The sequence below is a fragment of the Aquimonas voraii genome (assembly GCF_900101825.1).
Classification (GTDB): domain Bacteria; phylum Pseudomonadota; class Gammaproteobacteria; order Xanthomonadales; family Xanthomonadaceae; genus Aquimonas; species Aquimonas voraii.
Genome location: NZ_FNAG01000001.1, coordinates 420,080 through 437,237 on the forward strand (window position 1 = coordinate 420,080; position 17,158 = coordinate 437,237).

General features: G+C 70.0%; 14 protein-coding genes. 5 read left to right on the forward strand and 9 right to left on the reverse strand.

What is annotated here, in order from left to right:
* Positions 1-2: 2 nt before the first annotated feature.
* From BLP83_RS01805 to BLP83_RS01820, 4 genes are read right to left on the reverse strand one after another with little or no spacing between them, the layout of a single operon-like run.
* Positions 3-1,400, reverse strand: a complete 1,398-nt coding sequence (locus BLP83_RS01805; RefSeq protein WP_091238063.1) for a C13 family peptidase — start codon at positions 1,398-1,400, stop codon at positions 3-5.
* Complete coding sequence (gene mtnC / locus BLP83_RS01810) at positions 1,397-2,104, reverse strand: acireductone synthase (protein ID WP_091238066.1); 708 nt, start codon at positions 2,102-2,104, stop codon at positions 1,397-1,399. Before mtnC ends, BLP83_RS01805 begins: the two co-directional genes overlap by 4 nt.
* On the reverse strand, positions 2,101-2,664 hold the full coding sequence (locus tag BLP83_RS01815; RefSeq protein ID WP_091238069.1) for a 1,2-dihydroxy-3-keto-5-methylthiopentene dioxygenase: 564 nt from the start codon (positions 2,662-2,664) through the stop codon (positions 2,101-2,103). Before BLP83_RS01815 ends, mtnC begins: the two co-directional genes overlap by 4 nt.
* A complete protein-coding gene (locus tag BLP83_RS01820) occupies positions 2,661-3,299 on the reverse strand; it encodes a methylthioribulose 1-phosphate dehydratase (RefSeq protein ID WP_091238072.1) in 639 nt (212 codons plus the stop codon). Before BLP83_RS01820 ends, BLP83_RS01815 begins: the two co-directional genes overlap by 4 nt.
* Before the next feature lie 295 nt (positions 3,300-3,594).
* Between BLP83_RS01820 and BLP83_RS01825 the strand changes: the two genes are divergently transcribed.
* A complete protein-coding gene (locus tag BLP83_RS01825; protein WP_091238075.1) occupies positions 3,595-3,942 on the forward strand; it encodes a high-potential iron-sulfur protein in 348 nt (115 codons plus the stop codon).
* Positions 3,943-4,040: 98 nt separating this feature from the next.
* On the opposite strand, the gene BLP83_RS01830 is transcribed toward BLP83_RS01825, so the two are convergent.
* Entirely contained in the window at positions 4,041-5,408 is a 1,368-nt protein-coding gene (locus BLP83_RS01830; RefSeq protein ID WP_143006519.1) for a M28 family metallopeptidase, read from the reverse strand.
* On the opposite strand from BLP83_RS01830, the gene tyrS reads away from it, so the two are divergent.
* The 3 genes from tyrS (at position 5,402) to BLP83_RS01845 (ending at position 11,084) form a co-directional block, all read left to right on the forward strand.
* On the forward strand, positions 5,402-6,928 hold the full coding sequence (gene tyrS, locus BLP83_RS01835) for a tyrosine--tRNA ligase (protein ID WP_218121166.1): 1,527 nt from the start codon (positions 5,402-5,404) through the stop codon (positions 6,926-6,928). The genes BLP83_RS01830 and tyrS overlap by 7 nt on opposite strands.
* Positions 6,929-7,212: 284 nt before the next feature.
* Positions 7,213-9,780: a serine/threonine-protein kinase gene (locus BLP83_RS01840; RefSeq protein ID WP_091238082.1), complete on the forward strand. Its 2,568-nt coding sequence runs from the start codon at positions 7,213-7,215 to the stop codon at positions 9,778-9,780.
* A 173-nt stretch (positions 9,781-9,953) separates the two neighbouring features.
* Positions 9,954-11,084, forward strand: coding sequence for a hypothetical protein (locus tag BLP83_RS01845; protein ID WP_091238085.1), 1,131 nt, complete (start codon positions 9,954-9,956; stop codon positions 11,082-11,084).
* A 3-nt stretch (positions 11,085-11,087) separates the two neighbouring features.
* Here the strand turns inward: BLP83_RS01845 and BLP83_RS01850 are convergent, their stop codons facing one another.
* The 4 genes from BLP83_RS01850 to BLP83_RS01865 form a co-directional block, all read right to left on the reverse strand.
* On the reverse strand, positions 11,088-12,848 hold the full coding sequence (locus BLP83_RS01850; protein ID WP_091238087.1) for an ABC transporter ATP-binding protein: 1,761 nt from the start codon (positions 12,846-12,848) through the stop codon (positions 11,088-11,090).
* Between the two features lie 137 nt (positions 12,849-12,985).
* On the reverse strand, positions 12,986-13,489 hold the full coding sequence (locus BLP83_RS01855) for a macro domain-containing protein (protein WP_091238090.1): 504 nt from the start codon (positions 13,487-13,489) through the stop codon (positions 12,986-12,988).
* Positions 13,490-13,740: 251 nt separating this feature from the next.
* Entirely contained in the window at positions 13,741-14,235 is a 495-nt protein-coding gene (locus BLP83_RS01860) for a Slp family lipoprotein (RefSeq protein WP_091238093.1), read from the reverse strand.
* On the reverse strand, positions 14,232-15,137 hold the full coding sequence (locus tag BLP83_RS01865) for a 23S rRNA (adenine(2030)-N(6))-methyltransferase RlmJ (protein WP_091238095.1): 906 nt from the start codon (positions 15,135-15,137) through the stop codon (positions 14,232-14,234). Before BLP83_RS01865 ends, BLP83_RS01860 begins: the two co-directional genes overlap by 4 nt.
* Before the next feature lie 114 nt (positions 15,138-15,251).
* Here BLP83_RS01865 and BLP83_RS01870 point away from each other — a divergent pair, with 114 nt between their 5' ends.
* Complete coding sequence (locus BLP83_RS01870) at positions 15,252-17,066, forward strand: DUF885 domain-containing protein (protein WP_091238097.1); 1,815 nt, start codon at positions 15,252-15,254, stop codon at positions 17,064-17,066.
* Positions 17,067-17,158: the final 92 nt, after the last annotated feature.

Sequence of the window (17,158 nt, forward strand, 5' to 3'; positions counted from 1 at the left end):
GCCTACTGGGCCGACGCCGCGCCGAGGTGGGCGCGCAGGGCCTCGCCCATGGCGATTTGCGGTTCCGAGGGCTCCAGGTCCTCCTCGGCTTCGCGCTCGGCGACCTTGGCCTGGGCCAGTGCGAACGCCTGCTCCCAGTCCAGGGTCTGGTTCAGCGCTTCGATCAGCAGAGCGCGGCCGAAGTAGGTGAAGTCGGAATCGACGCCACAGCCGAAGGAGGTGCGGTCGGCGCGCGCGGCGGTGATCACCAGGGTGTGCTCGTCAGCCAGCGCCGGCAGGAAGCCGCCCGAGTAGCAGGCCGAGACGATCAGGATGCGCCAGCGGATGCCGGCCTCATCGAGCATGCCGCGCAGGTCTTCGGGGGCGATCGGGTTCAGCGGCAGCGGGTCGAGGGCGACGTGCAGGCGGTGGTCCTCGTAGCCGTGGCTGGTCATGAACAGCAGCAGCACGTCTTCGTCGAGGTCCATGCGGCGGCCGAGTTCCTTCAGGGCCAGCGCGAGATTGGTGCGGCTGGCCAGCGGCGCGGAGTCGACCGTCTGCGGATTGTTCAGCAGGCTCAGCACCCGTGGGCCCGCGCCCAGGCGCTCGGCGAACAGCCGCGCCGCATACTCGACTTCGTTGCGGAACACGTTCTCGGCGCCATCCGCGCCGAAGGCCAGGGCAAACAGCTCGCGCTCACCCGGCTCGCCCTTGGGGATCGCGGACAGCGCCTCGCGCAGCCGACGCGGCTGCTCGAACATCAGGGCTTCGGGGTCGAAGTCGAACTGCGGCTGTGCGGCCTCCCATTCGGCTGCCAGTGCCGCTTCATCGGGATACCAGAACGCGGTGTAGAGCGCGCCCTGCAGCGGCAGCAGGCCGCCGACCGCCATCAGCGTGCAGGCGGCCACGTGACGCAGTGGCTGGCGCTCGGGCACCAGCCAGCGCAGCAGGCGCCAGACCAGGGCAAAGGCGAACAGCCAGGCCAGCAGGAGCAGCAGGGCGGTGTCGCGCTGGCTGGCGGCGGCCGAGTCCTCGCCCAGCAGCCAGCCGAGCCAGGCCTCGATGCCTTCGGGCGGCTCGAAGGGTAGGGCGGCCAGCAGGATTCGCAGCGGCAGCAGGCCGATCAGCAGGTAACCGGCCAGCACCTGCCAGCCGCCGGGCCGGCGCAGCAGCTTGGCGGCGGCACCGGCCAGCAGGCCGAGCAGGGCGACGCTGCCGCAGACCGCCACCAGATGGGCCCAGAACAGGGCTCGCGGCTCGGGTACGGCGTACCAGCCCGCGACGAGTTCGACCAGCAGATGCAGGCCCAGGCCCCAGACGATCAGCCGGCCCGAGGGCGGCAGCGGGCGCGAGCGCGGACGCAGCAGCAGGCCGAGCTTGAGCCCCTGGCCCAGCCCGGTCAGGCGCGCGCGCAGGCTCATGCGAAGGTGGCGGGCGTGATGCCGCGGAAGTCCGTGTGGCGGGCGTGTCCGTTCGCCGCCTCGCCGTCGCGCGGCCGGGGATAGTCGTCGGCGCGATCGATCAGCACCGTGCGCATGCCGGCGGCGCGGGCGGCGTCGAGCTCTTCGACCACGTCCGAGAGGAACAGGATTTCCGCCGGTGCCAGCTGCAGCGCATCGGCGATGCGCGTGTAGCTGGCGGCCTCGCGCTTGCCGCCGATCTCGGTGTCGAAGTGGCCGGAGAACAGGGGCAGCAGGTCGCCCGCCTCGCTGTGGCCGAAGAACAGCTTCTGCGCGCCGACCGAGCCCGAGGAATAGACGTACAGCGGCAGGCCGGCAGCGTGCCAGGCGCGCAGCTGCGCGGCGGCATCGGCGTAGACGTGGGCGGCGTAGTCGCCGTTCTCGTAGCCGGCCTTCCAGATCATGCCCTGCAGGGCCTTCAGCGCGGTGTGCTTGCGGTCCTCGTCGATCCAGCCCTGCAGCACCTCGGGAATGCAGGTGTCCGGGCCAGCGGCGCCCAGCTCGGCGGCGACCGCATCGACCCAGCGCGCGACTTCCGGATCCTTGCCGCGCGCTTTCAGGAACGCGGGCAGGGCGCGGCGCGCGTAGGGGAACAGCACGTCCTTGACGAAGGAGATCGAGCTGGTGGTGCCTTCGATGTCGGTAAGCAGGGCGCGGATCGTCATGGGCTTAAGGCGGCCTCACGCTCGTAGCGCGGGAAGCGCTGGGCGATGTCGGTGCCGGTGAAGTTCGCCACCCAGCCCGCCGGGTTGTTGAACAGGCGGATGGCGATGAAGTAGGGCTGTTCGCTCATGTCGAACCAGTGACGGGTGTTGGCCGGCACGCTGATCAGGTCGCCGGCCTCGCACAGCACCTCGTAGACCTTGTCGCTGGGGTGCAGGGTGAACAGGCCCGAGCCACCGACGAAGAAGCGCACTTCGTCTTCGCTGTGGGTGTGCTCGTTCAAGAACTTCTGGCGCAGGGCGGCACGGTCGGGGTGGTCCGGGTTCAGGCTGACCACGTCGACCGTCTGGTAGCCGCCCTCGGCCATCAGCCGGTCGATGTCGGCGCGGTAGGCGGCGATGACCTCCTCCTGCGAGGCGCCCGGCTTGACCGGGGCGGCGGCTTCCCAGCGCTCGAAGCGCACGCCGATGGCGCGCAGCTGCTCGGCGATGGCGGCATGCTCGCTGCTTTCGAACAGCGGCGCCTCGGGCTGGGCTTCGTTGAAGATGCGGATGCGGCTCATGCGTTCAGTCTCCTCAAATCCAGTTCGCAGGCGAGCAGGAACTCCAGTGCGTCCAGGTGTCGGCGGGCTTCCGCCAGGTCGCGGCCCCAGGCGTAGACGCCGTGGCCGTCGATCAGATAGCCGTACAGATTGGGCTGGTCGAGCAGCGGCTCAATCTGCGCGGCCAGCGCGTCCATGTCCTGGCTGTTCGGCAGCACCGGGATGTCGACATCCAGCTCGTGCGTCGCGTTGCCGCGGAAGGCCTTCAGCAGTTCGTAGCCGGACAGGCGGATGTGGCCGTCCTTGGCGAACAGGCGCGAGGCCACGGTCTGGTTGTGCGAATGCGTGTGCAGCACGCAGCCGATCTCGGGGAAGCGGCGGTAGATCTGCGTATGCAGGCCGGTCTCGGCGGACGGGCGCAGTTCGGTCTCGACGCCGCGGCCATCGAGGTCGACCACCATGATGTCGGCGGGCGTGAGTCGGCCCTTGTCGCGGCCGGAGACCGTGACCGCGACCAGCTCGCCGTCGAGGCGCATGGAGAAATTGCTGCTGGTGGCCGGCGTCCAGCCCAGACGGGCCAGCTCGGCGGCAGCGGTGATGATGTCGTTGGCGCGCTGCGGCAGGGCCGCGCGGGCGGCTTCGGTGAGGGTTTTCATGGGCGCGGAGTTTAGCCCGGCGCGGTGGCGCGGTCGCATGAAGAGCGCCGCTCAGGCGATCCGAGGGGGCACGAGCCCGGATCCTGGCAAGGCGCGCAGGCAACTGCGAATCGTTCGCGCCGCGCTTCATGTGCCCTGCATGTCGGCAGGGGCATGGTGCGTCCTCGCCGCGAGGACGAAAGCCCCGGCAATGCGAAGTGCTTGCGACTTGACCCCAGTCAACGCGGCGCGACGCAACGCCAAGTAGGGTGCCGGCCCAGCTGCGCTGATCCCCAGCCAACGCCAGGAGACATCGATGTCCAATTCCCCGAGCATTCCGAGCCGTCGCCAGTTCTTTCGCACCGCTGCCGTGGCCGCGGTCGGCGCTCCCATCGCCTTCAAGCTCATCACGCAGCCAGCGGTCGCGGCCTCGACCAAGCCGCCGCTTCCGCTCGACAATCCGCAGGCCGTGGCCCTGGGCTACATCGAGGACGCTGCCAAGGTCGACAAGGCCAAGTACGCCCAGTTCAAGGAAGGCAGCAACTGCAACAACTGCCAGTTCCACCAGGGCGCTGCGGGTGACTGGGTCGACTGTGCGCTGTTCCCCAACAACGCCGTAGCCGGCCCCGGCTGGTGCGTGTCCTGGGCCGCCAAGGCCGGTTGATCGCTGTTGACCGCTGCACGAACGAAGGGCCGGCTTTCGCCGGCCCTTCGCTTTGGTGGTGGCCGATTCCGGTGCCTGGCCGGGCTCGACCCGCCGGCTCAGTCGGCGCCCTCGAAGCCGTCGGCGAACATGGGCGGTTCGGCCAGCACGGCAAGCCCGGCCAGTACGGCGGCATCCATCTTGAGAATCCCTCCCGCCAGCGCCCGGGGGCGCAGCAGGTTCTGCGGCAGGTCGCTGGCCTGATGGTAGTGCGGGTAGATGCCCGCGCCGTTCTCCCAAGTGAACACCGCCGGGATGCCGCGGGCGATGAAGGGCCAGTGATCGGAGTAGGCCTGGGTGCCGGCTTCGATGATGCGCAGCTCAGGCGCATAGGTCGCCGCTGCCGCGCGATAGCGCGCGAACTCGCCCTGGAAGGCCGATGTCGTCTCGATCCGCGTGTCCAGCAGGTCACTGGTGGCGTGCGCGATCATGTCGACGTTGATCATGTGCTCCACATTGGCCAGCTGGCCCGAGTCGGCCAGGCTCTGCACCCAGGCGTAGGCGCCGACCAGGCCCTGCTCCTCGCCGGCGAAACAGGCGAAGACAATGCTCTTCTCGGTGGCCACCGCTTGGAACGCCCGCGCCAGCTCGATGACGCCGGCGCAGCCCGAGGCATTGTCATTGGCACCCGGCTGCGGGCTGACGCTGCCGTCGCAAAGAGCGCTGTTGCGCGAGTCGTAGTGCGCGCCGACCACGATCCAGCGCTCGGGCCGGGTGCGGCCGAGCTTGATGCCGATCGGGTTCTGCAGCTGTGCCGGCGCGCAGCTCGTGCTGCTCAGGGTGAAATCATGGCGGGAGGACGCCAGCCCAGCCTCGTCGAACCGCGCCAGGATGTAGTCGCGGGCCTGCGCCAGCCCCGGGCTGAGGCTGTTGCGGTTGAAAGCCGAGAGCTCGGAAACGGTGGCGAACCAGCGCGCCGTGTCGATGCGCGCGACCAGCGCGTCGACGGCGGGATCGCTGGCGGCGCGTGCCTTGGCCATGGCCTCGGCCGGCACCGCGCGCGCGACCACGCCGTCCTTTGGCACCGGCATGCCGCCCATGCCGCCCAGCCCCGCGACCCGCGCCAGCGCCGCCGGCCGCCGCACGAGGCTGTAGCCGCCGACCACGGCCACCACAGGCTCCGGGTAGTGCTGGGTGCAGACCAGATCGCGCACCACGATCTCGTCGCGGGCGATCGGTGCCGGGCCGGCCCGGCTGCCTTCCAGGCGCAGCCAGTCTGCGAGGAATTCCGGTGCGACACCGACCAGACGCTCGCTGCCGAAATCGACGAACCACTGGTAACCCGTGCGTGCCGCCAGCGCGTCGGCATCCGCACCGGCGCCGGCATGAGTAGGCAGCACCACAGTGGGCACGGGCGGCTGTGTTGAGGACGCAGCCGCCGCGAACGGCAGCCAGAGCCAAAGGCCCGCCAGGTGTTTCAGTGTCATGGACTGCCTCCCCGCAGCACACCGCGGACGACGCGGCGGGGGCAGCATACCGCCGCGATGGACTGGACGCCCTGCGCGGCGTCGCGCGTCCGCGCTTGGCCGGCTACCCGGCCGTGGGCGCAGCGGTTTCAGTCGAGTTCGGTCCGCGTGCTCTGCCCCCGGTTGAGAAGTCCGCCGCGCTCGCGCACCCTGTGCGGCCGCCCGACCGGGTGGCCCTTTCCCCGCACGACTTCGAATCCCCCATGGACCTGATCGACGACCTCATCTGGCGCGGCCTCTTGGCCGACTGCACCGACATCGACGCGCTGCGCAAGCGCCTGGCCGAGGGGCCGATCTCCCTGTATTGCGGCTTCGATCCGACCGGCGATTCGCTGCACGTCGGCCACCTGATGGGCCAGCTGACCCTGCGCCGCTTCCAGCGCGCCGGTCACAGGCCGATCGCGCTCGCCGGCGGCGCCACCGGCATGATCGGTGACCCCTCCGGCAAGTCGGCCGAGCGCAATCTGCTGACCCGCGAGCAGCTCTCCCACAACATCGCCTGCATCAAGGCCCAGCTGGCCCGCCTGCTCGACTTCGGCAGCGGCGCCAACCCGGCGGTGCTGGTCGACAACGCCGACTGGACCGCGCCGCTGTCCTTCCTCGATTTTCTCCGCGATGTCGGCAAGCACTTCCCGCTGAGCGCGATGCTGGCCAAGGACTCGGTGAAGTCGCGCATGGCCGGCGAGAGCGGCATCAGCTACACCGAATTCAGCTACCAGCTGCTGCAGGCCTACGACTTCTACCACCTGCGCAAGGAGCTCGGCTGCGAGCTGCAGATCGGCGGCTCCGACCAGTGGGGCAACATCACCGCCGGCACCGAGTTCGTGCGCCGCAAGCTGGGTGTGCCGGTCTACGGCTGGACCTTCCCGCTGATCACCAAGGCCGATGGTTCGAAGTTCGGCAAGACCGAATCCGGCGCGGTCTGGCTCGACCCCGCGCGCACCAGCCCCTACCGCTTCTACCAGTTCTTCGTGAACACCGAAGACGCCAAGGTCAGCGAGTACCTGCGCAAGTTCACCTTCCTCGACCGCGCCGCGATCGAAGCGCTGGAAGCCGCGCACGCGGCCAACCCCGGCGCCCGTGAGGCGCACAAGGCCTTGGCCCGCGAGGTGACCACGCTGGTCCACGGCGCCGAAGCGACGGACGCGGCGATCGCCGCGAGCCAGATCCTGTTCGGCGCCGAGATCGGCGATACGCCCGAGGCGGTGTTCGAGGACGTGATCGCCGAGATTCCGAACGCGCAGCTCGAACGCGCCCAGCTCGACGGCGAGGGCGCGGCGCTGATCGACCTGCTGGTGCTGAGCGGGCTCTGCCCGTCCAGGGGCCAGGCCAAGCGCGACCTGGAGGGCGGCGGGGTTTACCTCAACAACCGCCGCAGCAGCGGCGTCGACCAGCGCGTGATGGTGGGCGACCTGCTGTTCGGCCGCTACCTGCTGCTGCGCCGCGGCAAGAAGAGCTACGCGGCGTTGCGGGTGGGGTGAGGTCAGCAGAAACCTTCTGGCGAGTGAGCGCGAGCGACCCGCCAGAATCGGCCTTGTCGGCCGGGTCAGCCGTCACATCCGACAGCCACTGCCGCACGGCTCGCCAAGCCGTCCGTGACGATGTTCGCAGTCGCCGCTGGCCTGCACCATCGCCATCCAGCCTAGGCTGCTGAAACCGGCAGTCGTTCCGTGCGCGTTCGCTTTGCAGGCGGTCACGATTTCTCCTGACGAAACCTGGGCGAGCCCCGTAAGCTCGCGCCAGGGCAGCGCTGGCCGGAGCGGACATGCACGACGGACTCGAAGGGCTACTGGCCGATCTCGCCGATCGCATTGCCGCGGGCGACAGCGTTGATCTCGACGCCCTGCCGGCGGAGCTGCGCGAGCACCCCGAGGTCCGAGGTCTGCTGCGCTTTGCCCGCGTGGCGCGGGCCCTGGACCGGCACCAGTCCGGGCCGGCGTTGGCCATGGGCACGGATGAGGAAGCTACGCCGATGCCCGCGCAGATCGGCCCCTGGCGCGTGCTGCGCCTGCTCGGCCGCGGCGGCATGGGCGAGGTCTGGCTGGGCGAGCGCGTCGATGGGGCCGTCGAGCAGCGCGTCGCCATCAAGCGCGTGCGCGGCGCCAGCCCGGCTTTCGTGCGGCGTCTCTTGGCCGAGCGCCGGATTCTGGCGCGGCTGTCGCATCCGAACATCGCCCGCTTCATCGACGCCGGCGTCGACGCCGAGGGCCAGCCCTGGCTGGCCTTGGACTATGTCGAAGGCGTCGAGCTCGTGGACTGGTGCGAAGGCCAAGGGCCCGATCTGGAGGCGCGTCTGCGGCTGTTCCTGCAGATCTGCGCAGCGGTCGAGCACGCGCATCGGCTGCTGGTCGTGCACCGTGACCTGAAGCCGGGCAACGTCATCGTCGATCGCGAGGGGCGCCCGCATCTGCTGGACTTCGGCGTGGCCAAGCTGCTGGACGAGGAGGCCGGCGACACCACGCTCGCGGCACTCACGCCGGCCTGGGCAGCGCCTGAGCAGCTGCGCGGTGAGCCGATTTCGACAGCGACCGATGTCTATGCCCTCGGGCTCGTGCTGTGTCGTCTGCTGAGCGGCGCACTGCCTGCGTCTCGTGCCGGTGGCAATCTCGCCAGCCTCGTTGCCGAGCTGGGCGAAGAGGACACCCAGCGGCCAAGCCGGCTGGCGCGCGCGGCGACAGGACTGCCGTACAGCCCCGAACGGCTCGCCGGCGACCTCGATGCCATCGTCGCCAAGGCCCTGCGGCCCGAGCCGGAGTCCCGCTATGGCTCGGTGGCGGCACTGGCCGAGGACATCGAGCGCCACCTGGCATCGCGTCCGCTGCGCGCCCGCGTACCGACCCGCTGGTACCGGTTCTCGCGGTTCGCGAAACGCCATCGGGGCATGCTGAGCGTGGCGACTGCGGCCAGCCTCGCGGTCGTGCTCAGCCTGGGCATGGCGCTGTGGCAGGCCAATCGCGCGCGCATCGAGGCCCAGCATGCGCAGGCGCAGACTGTGCAGGCCGAAGCCCAGGCCGAGCGCGCGCGGAGCGCGGTGCAGTTCCTGCTCGGCGTGTTCGCGCCGGTCGATCCTTTCGCCCGCGACGCCGCCTCGGCGGTGGATCTTGACGAGGCCTTCCGCCAGGCCCTGACGCGGCTGGACACGGACTTCGCGCCCGAGTCGCTGATCGCGCTCGATCTCACCCGCGAGTTCGGCAACATCCTCGGCAAGCGCGGCGAGGTCGAGGAGGCGGCCAAGCGCCTGGACGCCGGCATCGCGATCGCGCGCCAGCGCTATCCCGAGTCACCCGAGCTGGCCCTGCTGCTGCTCACTCGCGGCGCCCTGCACAGCCAACAGGGCGAGTACGCCCCGGCGCGCGCGGTGGTCGAAGACGGCGTGCGGCTGCTGCGCCCGCTTGCGGCGCGCTATCCCATCGAGCTGGGCGAGGGCCTGTTCCTGCTGGCCAATCTGGATCTCGTGGACGAGCGCATGGACGACGCCGAGCGGCATGCGCGCGAGGCCGATGCCCTGCACGCCAGGGCCCTGCCTGCCGGCGACTTCCGCCACGCGGTGGCGCGCTTCAATCTCGGCATGCTGCTGCGCCACCAGCGCCGCACTGCCGAAGCCCGCCCCGTGCTGGAAGACGCCGTGCGCCTGGCCGAGGCCGCGCGCGGGCCGGACGCCGCCGGTCTGGTCTACATGCTCGACGGGCTGCGCGGCGCGGCCCAGGCCCTGGGCGATCGCGAGGCCGAGCGCGCGGCGGCCGAGCGCATGCTGGCCGTCGCCGAGCTGCATTTCGAGGGCGACCATCCGCTGCGCGCCGATGCGCTGACCGAGGCCGGCAATATCCGCCTGCGCAGCGCGGGCGACCCCGAAGGCGAGCGCATGCTGCGCGAGGCCGCGCGCATCTTCGCGGTGCACAGCCACCCCTACGAGGCACGCGCCTGGCGCCTGCTCGGCATGTCGCTGAACATGCACGGCGAATGGGCGCGCGCGCTGTCCGCGCTCGACGAGGGCGCGCGTGCCTGTGAACGCATCGGCGCCGGCTATGCCGAGTGCCTGAGCGCGGCGGCCGAGCGCGTCACCAGCCTGGCGCGACTGGGGCGTGGCGACGACGCACTGGCCGCCAGCGTCGCGCTCGATGCGCTGATCGCCGCAGAGGGCACGCACGGCCCCGACACCGGCCTGATGGCCGACGAGGCCCGCGCCGAAGCCTTCGCTGCCAACGGCCGTCGCGACGAGGCGCTGGCCCTGTTCGATGCCCTGATCGCCGCGTACTCGGAGCGCTACGGCGCCGAGCACCGCATCGTGCTGACGCTGCGCGAGCGGCGCGACGAGGTCGTTGACGTCGATTGAGAGGCCGGCCTGAACCTCTGTGTCGGCGTGCCGCTGCCAGCGCGGAAGGGGCGTGCGGAGAGCCGGGATGTCACACTGCCGGCCGCGGTGCTTCGTGGCCGCCGGACTCCTACAGGCACGACGGGATCGGTATGGGCGCAACGGTGGCTTCTCCGCGCATCCGCAGAAGCGTGATGGCGCTCCTGGCCTGCGTGGCGCTCGGCGGCTGCTTTCGGGGCGGTGATGAGCCGCCACCGCCAGGCTTTCCCAAGGTCGACACCGACTACCGTGACCCGCAGTTCCCGGACTGCCCCAACCTCGAAGGCAGCTATTCGCTGACTCCGGATGCGCCCGCCAGCTTCGACCCGCGACCGATGCTCGGAAACCAGGTCATGCAGATGGACGGTGGTGCCCTCCTGATTGAACGCGGCCCCATGGGCTGCGCGTTCGATTCGAGCGGTGTTCCCGTCGGGCAGTCGGTGGCGATCTGCGGTTTGAGCATGATCCTTCGCCGCGCGCCAGCCGAGGTCGATGCCGAGGCCGAAGCTCTACTGCGCCGGGATCCCGCGGCCTATGGCCGCTGGTGGCTGGTCGCGCGCAAGGGCGTTTCCCTGCAGGGCTCGCTGCACCTCAACCTGTACGCCTACGAGCGCGACCTGGAGCGCCACGGCCCCGTGCAGGACCAGCGGCGACCGCTGACGCATCAGACCTGCCACGAGGGCTGGCTGGAGCTGGAAAGCGGCTGGCGTGATGGCCACGACCAGCGCGTCGAGCTCACCCGCGACCAGACCAGTGGCCTGGTGCTGCGTCAGACCGTGGTGCTCTCACGGGATGAGTTCACGGTCTGGTGCGGCGACGGCTGCAAGGGCATTCCCTACTCCGTGGTGTCGGAGGCGCGCTGGGCTCGCCTCGCGCCGGTGGAGCGGCCGCCCATGTGGTCGCTCGACCCCCAGCGCCTGCCGCCGCTCGCTCGTTTGCCAAGGGGCGCCAGTCCGGACGCCGGGGCGAGGCCGCAGCTCGCGGTCATCGAGCCGGCGCCGCGCGTGCCGCCTGCCGAAGATCCCGCGAGCCTGCGTGCGTTCCTGCGCGTGTTCGAGCTGGAGGACCGGATCCGCAGCGGCCTTGAGGAGGAGCGGATCGATATCTGGCGTCCTGAGAACGGTCGGGTGCTGGTCACCGGCACGACGCCCAGCACTGCCGCGGCTTCGGCCTTCCTGCGGCGGCTGCAGGGCGACGCGGTGGTGGCGCGCGCCGATCTGGTGTCGATCACGGTCGAGGGTGATCGCATGCGCTTCGCGATCCTGCTTGACCTGCATCCCGAGTAGGCGCTAGGCCTGCACGGCCTCACCCGTCTGCAGCCGCCACAGCCCCGCGTACAGCCCATCGCGAGCGAGCAGCGCTTCGTGCGTGCCGGACTCGACGATGCGGCCTGCGTCCAGCACGTGGATGCAGTGCGCATGGCGCACGGTCGAGAGGCGATGCGCCACCACCAGCACGCTTCGGCCCTGTGCGGCTTTCGCCAGTGACCGCTGGATTGCCGCTTCGGTCTCGTTGTCGACGGCCGAGGTCGCCTCGTCCAGCACCAGCAGCGGCGGATCGCGGTAGAGCGCACGTGCCAACGCGATGCGCTGGCGCTGGCCGCCCGACAGGGTGTGGCCGCGCTCGCCGACTTCCGTGTCGTAGCCCTTCGGCAGCGCGGCGATAAAGCCGTGCGCCTCGGCTGCGCGCGCGGCCGCTTCGATGCGCGCAGGGTCGGGCGCGGCGTCGCCATAGGCGATGTTTTCGGCCACGGTGCCGTCGGTGAGGAAGGGCTCCTGCGCGACATGGCCGATCTGCCGGCGCAGCCGGCTGCGCGGCAGCTCCTCGATGTCAATGCCGTCGAGCTCGACGCGGCCGGCCTTGGGCGTTTCAAAGCGCAGCAGCAGCTTGATCAGGGTGCTCTTGCCGCTGCCGGTGGCACCCACCAGGCCCACGGTGTGGCCAGCCGGCACCTCCAGATCGATCCCGTGCAGCACTTCGGTATCGCCGTAAGCGAAGCGGAGGTCGCGGAAGCGCAGGGCGCCTTCGCTGCGTCCGGCCAGCTGGCGTTCGCCGCGGTCCGCCGGCTGCGGCAGGGCCAGCAGGTCGAACACCCTGCGCACCGAGGTCATGCTGCGCTGATACAGATCGGTGAGCTCGGCCAGCCGCGTCAGCGGCCACAGCAGACGCTGGGTGAGGTAGACCAGGGCCGAATAGCTGCCGACGCCGAGCTCGCCGCGCAGGGTCAGCACGCCGCCGTAGAGCAGGGTGGCGACGAAGCCGGCGAGGATGGCGATGCGGATCACCGGCGTGATCGCCGCCGCCACGCGGATGGCCTCGGCATTGCGCTCGCGATAGGCGGCGCTGGCGTCCTCGAGGTGCTTCAGCTCGGCCTGTTCCGCCGTGTAGGCCTGGATGGTCGCCATGCCATGCAGGTTGTTCGACAGCCGCTGCGAGATGCCCGCGGCGGCCTCGCGCGCGGCGGCGTAGCGCGGCTGCAGGCGGCGCATGAACCAGAAGGCGCCGAACAGGATCAGCGGTACCGGCAGCAGGGCGAGCAGGGCCAGCGGCGCCGACAGGGCGAAGAACACCGCACCCACCAGCAGGGTCGAGCAGAACACCTGGATCAGATCGTGGGCGCCTGCATTCATGAAGCGCTCGATCTGGTGCACGTCTTCGTTCAGCACCGAAGACAAGCGCCCGCTGCGCGCATCCGCCAGCGCGCCGGGGGTGAGCCCCTGCAGATGCGCGTAGGCCTCGATGCGCAGGTCGTGCTGCAGGCTCTGCGCGAGGTTGCGCCAGCGCACCATGGCCAGGTACTCGGTCAGCGATTCGAGGCCCCAGATCAGCACGGTCAGCGCGGTGAGCAGCAGCAGCTGGTGGATCGGATCGGGCAGGCCCATGCGCGCGATGAAGGACTCGCGCTGGTTCACCACCACGTCGACGGCGATGCCGATGAGGATCTCCGGCAGCACGTCGAAGACCTTGTTGAGCACGGTGTAGACGGTGGCGATGGACGCGGTGCGGCGATAGCTGCGGGCGTGGCCCAGCAGGCGGCGGAGCGGATGCATGATTCGGGACCGGCGGGTGTGCGAAGCCGCGCAGTGTAGGCCGGCCCGTCGATCTGTCGCGTGCCGAAGGGGCCGCATACGAAAACGGCCGGGCGTCATGGCGCCCGGCCGCTATCGCTTGAATCGAAAGCAGGTGCTCAGGCGGCGCGCGCGGGCAGGCCTTCGTTGGCGCGCTCGTTCGGACGATAGGTCTCGTAGACCACCACCGGAATCCCAAGATCGCCCAGATGCTGCTCGATCAGCGGCTTGACCTCGGCCCAGTCGAGGCCGCCGACGCCGGTGGCGAGTCGTGGCAGCGCCAAGCTGGCCCAGCCTTCCTTCTTCACTTCCTTGGCCAGCGCGCGCAGCGCGTGGTTCACGTGCTGCACAGTTGCCTTGCCGGCCTTGGCGCCGTGATCGTAGGCGGCTTCCTGGGTGAACAGGGCGACGATGCGGCTGGGATACACGCCGCCCCAGGTCCACAGCTCGCCCGACTTCGGGTGCTGGGTGTGGCAGTAGTGGCGGAAGTCCTTGTACATGGCCGGCACCGCCTCGTGCAGCGCGAAAGCCAACCCTTGGTCGAAGGCATCGTTCGGAGCGACGCCGTGGGCAATGGCTTCGGCCTGGCTGTGGCGGATGTCACCGGATACATAGCGGATCATGGGGCCTCCTTCAAAGGCGTTCGGGATACGGCCCCATGCTGCGCCTCGGCGCACCGCCGGGTTTTGACAAGTCTCAAGCCCACGAGCGCTCCGGCGGGGTCCGGGCCCTGCCAAGCGGAATGCCCGAATCGGGTCCGCTTGCTGCCGGTGCTTCGTCCCCCAGGTGGAGCCGCGGAATCAAGAAGCCGTGAGGTCCTGACGCGCGGCCGCCCGCGACTGGCGTCTCGAGCGCTCTGCCTGGACGCCGCGGACTAGAACCCACCTCGCACGCCGATGCCGACGCTGATGCGCGGCCGCTCGCGGGTGTTCCAGTCGCGCGGCCACAGGTGGATCTCGCGCGCGTCGACTTCGGGCAGGATCAGGCGCTGCTCACCGAGCTGTACCTCACGTTCGCCCGTGATCCGTCCGGTCAGCGTGAGAAATCGCCCCGGAACGACTTCATTGGGATCGAGCCGGCCCGCGCGAATGGCGATGAAGCGGCCGCCATCGCGGGCCTGCGGAATCGGACGCGCCTGGCTGTCGGTGGGAAAACCCAGCAGCTCGATCTCGACGTAACCCTCGTACTCGTTCAGGGCGATCACCATCCCGCCCCAGAGCACGTTGCGGTCCATCTGCGTGTCGATCTGTGCCGCCACCGCGCGCGGCGAGGGGCTGGGCACGGACGGCGCATCGCGAAACACCGGTGTCGGCACGCAGCCCGCGAGCAGCAGCACGGCGAGCATGGACAGGATCCCGCGCAGTTTCATGCGCCTTCCTCGCGTTTGAGCCAGTCCAGTCGCGAGCTGGCTTGGGTTTCGCCCAGGGCTTCGCGCAGGTAGGGAAGGGCCTGTGACAGGGCCTGATCGAAGCGGTAGGGCGGGTTGACGATCAGCATGCCGCAGCCGTTCATGCGCAGCGGCGAGTCGTCCGGCCGCACCAGCAGCTCGGCCAGCAGCACCGACTTCGCCGGCAGCTCGGCGGCACGGCGCAGGAAGCGCGCCACGCCGGCGCGCCGCTTGATTGGGAACCACACAGCGAACACCGCCTGCGGCAGGCGCTCCAGGCCCTGGCGCACGGCGCCGAGGATGGCGTCGTACTCGGCCTCCTGGGCCTCGAAGGGCGGATCGACCAGCACCAGGGCACGGCGTTCGATCGGCGGCAGCAGGGCGCGCACCGCGGCGTAGCCATCGCGGGCCTCGGCCTTGGCGCGCGGGTAGGGTTCAAGTGCCGCGGCGAGCGCCGACTGCTCGCCGGGCTGCAGTTCGCAGGCGACCAGTCGATCCTGCGGGCGCAGCGCGCGCGCGGCCAGCAGGGGCGAGCCCGGGTAGGCGCGCAGGGGGGCGATGCCATGGCCCGAGTGCGCAAAGGTCTTGGCATCGAAGCGGTCGACCGCCTCGACATAGGCAGCCACCAGCGGCGGCGGGCTGGCGCGGCGCTTGGGCTGCTGCTCGATGGGCCGGCGATCGATCAGCTTGAGGATGCCGCCCTCGGCCTCGCCGGTCTTCTGCGCCTCGCCCGAGTCGAGCAGGTAGCCACCGCGACCGCCGTGGGTGTCGAGCAGCAGGAAGCCGCTGTCCTTGCGCTGGAAGGCCTCGATCAGGCCGAGCAGGGTGGCGTGTTTCAAGACGTCGGCGAAGTTGCCGGCGTGGAAGCTGTGCTTGTAGTTCATCGGCGCATTATGGGGGGTGGCGGGCGGCGGTGACTTCCGGCGCAGAGGCAGGCGGGCCATGCCGGCCGTAAAGTGCGCGCCGGGGTGGGCATGGAGCCCGCCGGGGGAAAGACCATGAAGAAGCTGCTGAAGTGGGGCCTGCGCGGGTTTCTGGTGCTGCTGCTGGCCGGCGGTGGCCTGCTGGCGCACACGATCTGGTTCAAGCCGCTGAAGATCGAGTGGTTCTATGAGCGGGTGTTTGCCGAGTTTGCCTTCAACAGTCCCGAACTGCTGTCCTCACTGCGAATTCTGCCGGGCTGGCTCGACTGGTACAGCGACGAGTTGGACGACGCCTCGCTGGCCGGCGAAGAGGCATTGCGCGCCAAGGTGCGCAACGACCTCGCCACCCTGCGCAGCTACGACCGCAGTTCGCTGGATGCCGAAGGCCAACACTCCTACGACCTGCTGGAGACCTTTCTCGCGGTGCAGGTCGAGGGCGAGCGCTTCGCGTACCACAACTATCCACTGAACCAGCTCTTCGGCGTGCAGAACGGCCTGCCGACCTTCCTCGCCACCCAGCATCCGATCGCCTCCACGAGCGATGCCGAGAACTACCTCGCGCGCCTTGCGGCGGTGCCGCGCAAGCTCGACCAGGTGCTGGAGGGGGTGCGCCATCGCGAATCACTGGGCATCCTGCCGCCGCGCTTCGTGGTCGAAAAGGTGCTGGCCGAGATGCGTGGCTTTCGCGACGCTGCGCCCGAGCAGAACATCCTCTACACCAGCTTCGACGAGAAGCTGGGCAAGCTTGAAGGGCTGTCGGGCGAAGATCGTGCGGCCCTGCTGGCGCGCGCCAGTGCCGCCATCGTCGAGCATGTGCAGCCGGTGTACGGCCGCCTGATCGACTACTACGACGCGTTGCTGCCGAAGCTGCAGGACAACCACGGCGTGTGGGCGCTGCCGGACGGTGGGGCTTACTACGCCTGGGCTGTGCGCTCGCAGACCACCACCGAGATGAGCCCGGACGAGGTGCATGAACTCGGCCTGCGCGAGGTCGAGCGGATCGGTGCGGAGATGGACGCCATCCTGCAGGCGGAGGGGCTGCTCGAGGGCAGCATTGGCGCGCGCGTGCAGCAGATCGCGCAGCGGCCGGACCAGCTGTACCCGAACACCGACGAGGGCCGCCAGCAGATCATCGACGATTTCCAGACGATCATCGACGAGATCGACCAGGGCATCGGCAGCGCCTTCAACCTGCGCCCGGCCGCAGGCGTCAAGGTCGAGCGCGTGCCCGAGTTCCGCGAGAAGACCGCGCCCGGCGCCTACTACAACGCGCCGGCCTTCGATGGCTCGCGCCCGGGCATCTTCTACATCAACCTGCGCAACACGGCGGAGGTCGCCCGCTTCGGCATGCGCACGCTGGCCTACCACGAGGCGATTCCGGGGCACCACTTCCAGATCGCGATCCAGCAGGAGCTGCGCGGCGTGCCGACCTTCCGCAAGCTGCTGCCCTTCACCGCCTATGCGGAAGGCTGGGCGCTGTACACCGAGCGTCTGGCCTGGGAGATGGGCTTCCAGCAGAACCCGCTGGACAACCTCGGCCGCCTGCAGGCCGAGATGTTCCGCGCCGTGCGCCTGGTGGTGGACACCGGCATGCACCACAAGCGCTGGACCCGCGAGCAGGCCATCGACTACATGCTGCAGATGACCGGCATGCCCGAGACCGACGTGGTTGCCGAGATCGAGCGCTATCTGGTGATGCCCGGCCAGGCGCTGAGCTACAAGGTCGGCATGAACGCCATGCTGGACGCCCGCGAGCGCGCCCGCGCCGAGCTGGGTGAGCGCTTCGATCTGAAGGGCTTCCACGACGTCGTCCTGCAGTCGGGCTCGATGCCGATCACCCTGCTGAATCGCCGCGTGGATGCGTGGATCGCGGAGCGCAAGCAGGGCTGAGCAGGCGAGGGGTCCGCCTGTCGCTTGCGCTGCACTCCCTCGCGCGACCTGGTGCCGCTTCGGCTGCCGAGGGCAGCCGAAGCCTTGCCGCC

Bases quoted from the DNA above. Each gene is read 5' to 3' on its own strand.
- BLP83_RS01805 (WP_091238063.1), bottom strand. From the start codon at position 1,400: ATGAGCCTGCGCGCGCGCCTGACCGGGCTGGGCCAGGGGCTCAAGCTC.
- mtnC (WP_091238066.1), bottom strand. From the start codon at position 2,104: ATGACGATCCGCGCCCTGCTTACCGACATCGAAGGCACCACCAGCTCG.
- BLP83_RS01815 (WP_091238069.1), bottom strand. From the start codon at position 2,664: ATGAGCCGCATCCGCATCTTCAACGAAGCCCAGCCCGAGGCGCCGCTG.
- BLP83_RS01820 (WP_091238072.1), bottom strand. From the start codon at position 3,299: ATGAAAACCCTCACCGAAGCCGCCCGCGCGGCCCTGCCGCAGCGCGCC.
- BLP83_RS01825 (WP_091238075.1), top strand. From the start codon at position 3,595: ATGTCCAATTCCCCGAGCATTCCGAGCCGTCGCCAGTTCTTTCGCACC.
- BLP83_RS01830 (WP_143006519.1), bottom strand. From the start codon at position 5,408: ATGACACTGAAACACCTGGCGGGCCTTTGGCTCTGGCTGCCGTTCGCG.
- BLP83_RS01840 (WP_091238082.1), top strand. From the start codon at position 7,213: ATGCACGACGGACTCGAAGGGCTACTGGCCGATCTCGCCGATCGCATT.
- BLP83_RS01845 (WP_091238085.1), top strand. From the start codon at position 9,954: ATGGCGCTCCTGGCCTGCGTGGCGCTCGGCGGCTGCTTTCGGGGCGGT.
- BLP83_RS01850 (WP_091238087.1), bottom strand. From the start codon at position 12,848: ATGCATCCGCTCCGCCGCCTGCTGGGCCACGCCCGCAGCTATCGCCGC.
- BLP83_RS01855 (WP_091238090.1), bottom strand. From the start codon at position 13,489: ATGATCCGCTATGTATCCGGTGACATCCGCCACAGCCAGGCCGAAGCC.
- BLP83_RS01860 (WP_091238093.1), bottom strand. From the start codon at position 14,235: ATGAAACTGCGCGGGATCCTGTCCATGCTCGCCGTGCTGCTGCTCGCG.
- BLP83_RS01865 (WP_091238095.1), bottom strand. From the start codon at position 15,137: ATGAACTACAAGCACAGCTTCCACGCCGGCAACTTCGCCGACGTCTTG.
- BLP83_RS01870 (WP_091238097.1), top strand. From the start codon at position 15,252: ATGAAGAAGCTGCTGAAGTGGGGCCTGCGCGGGTTTCTGGTGCTGCTG.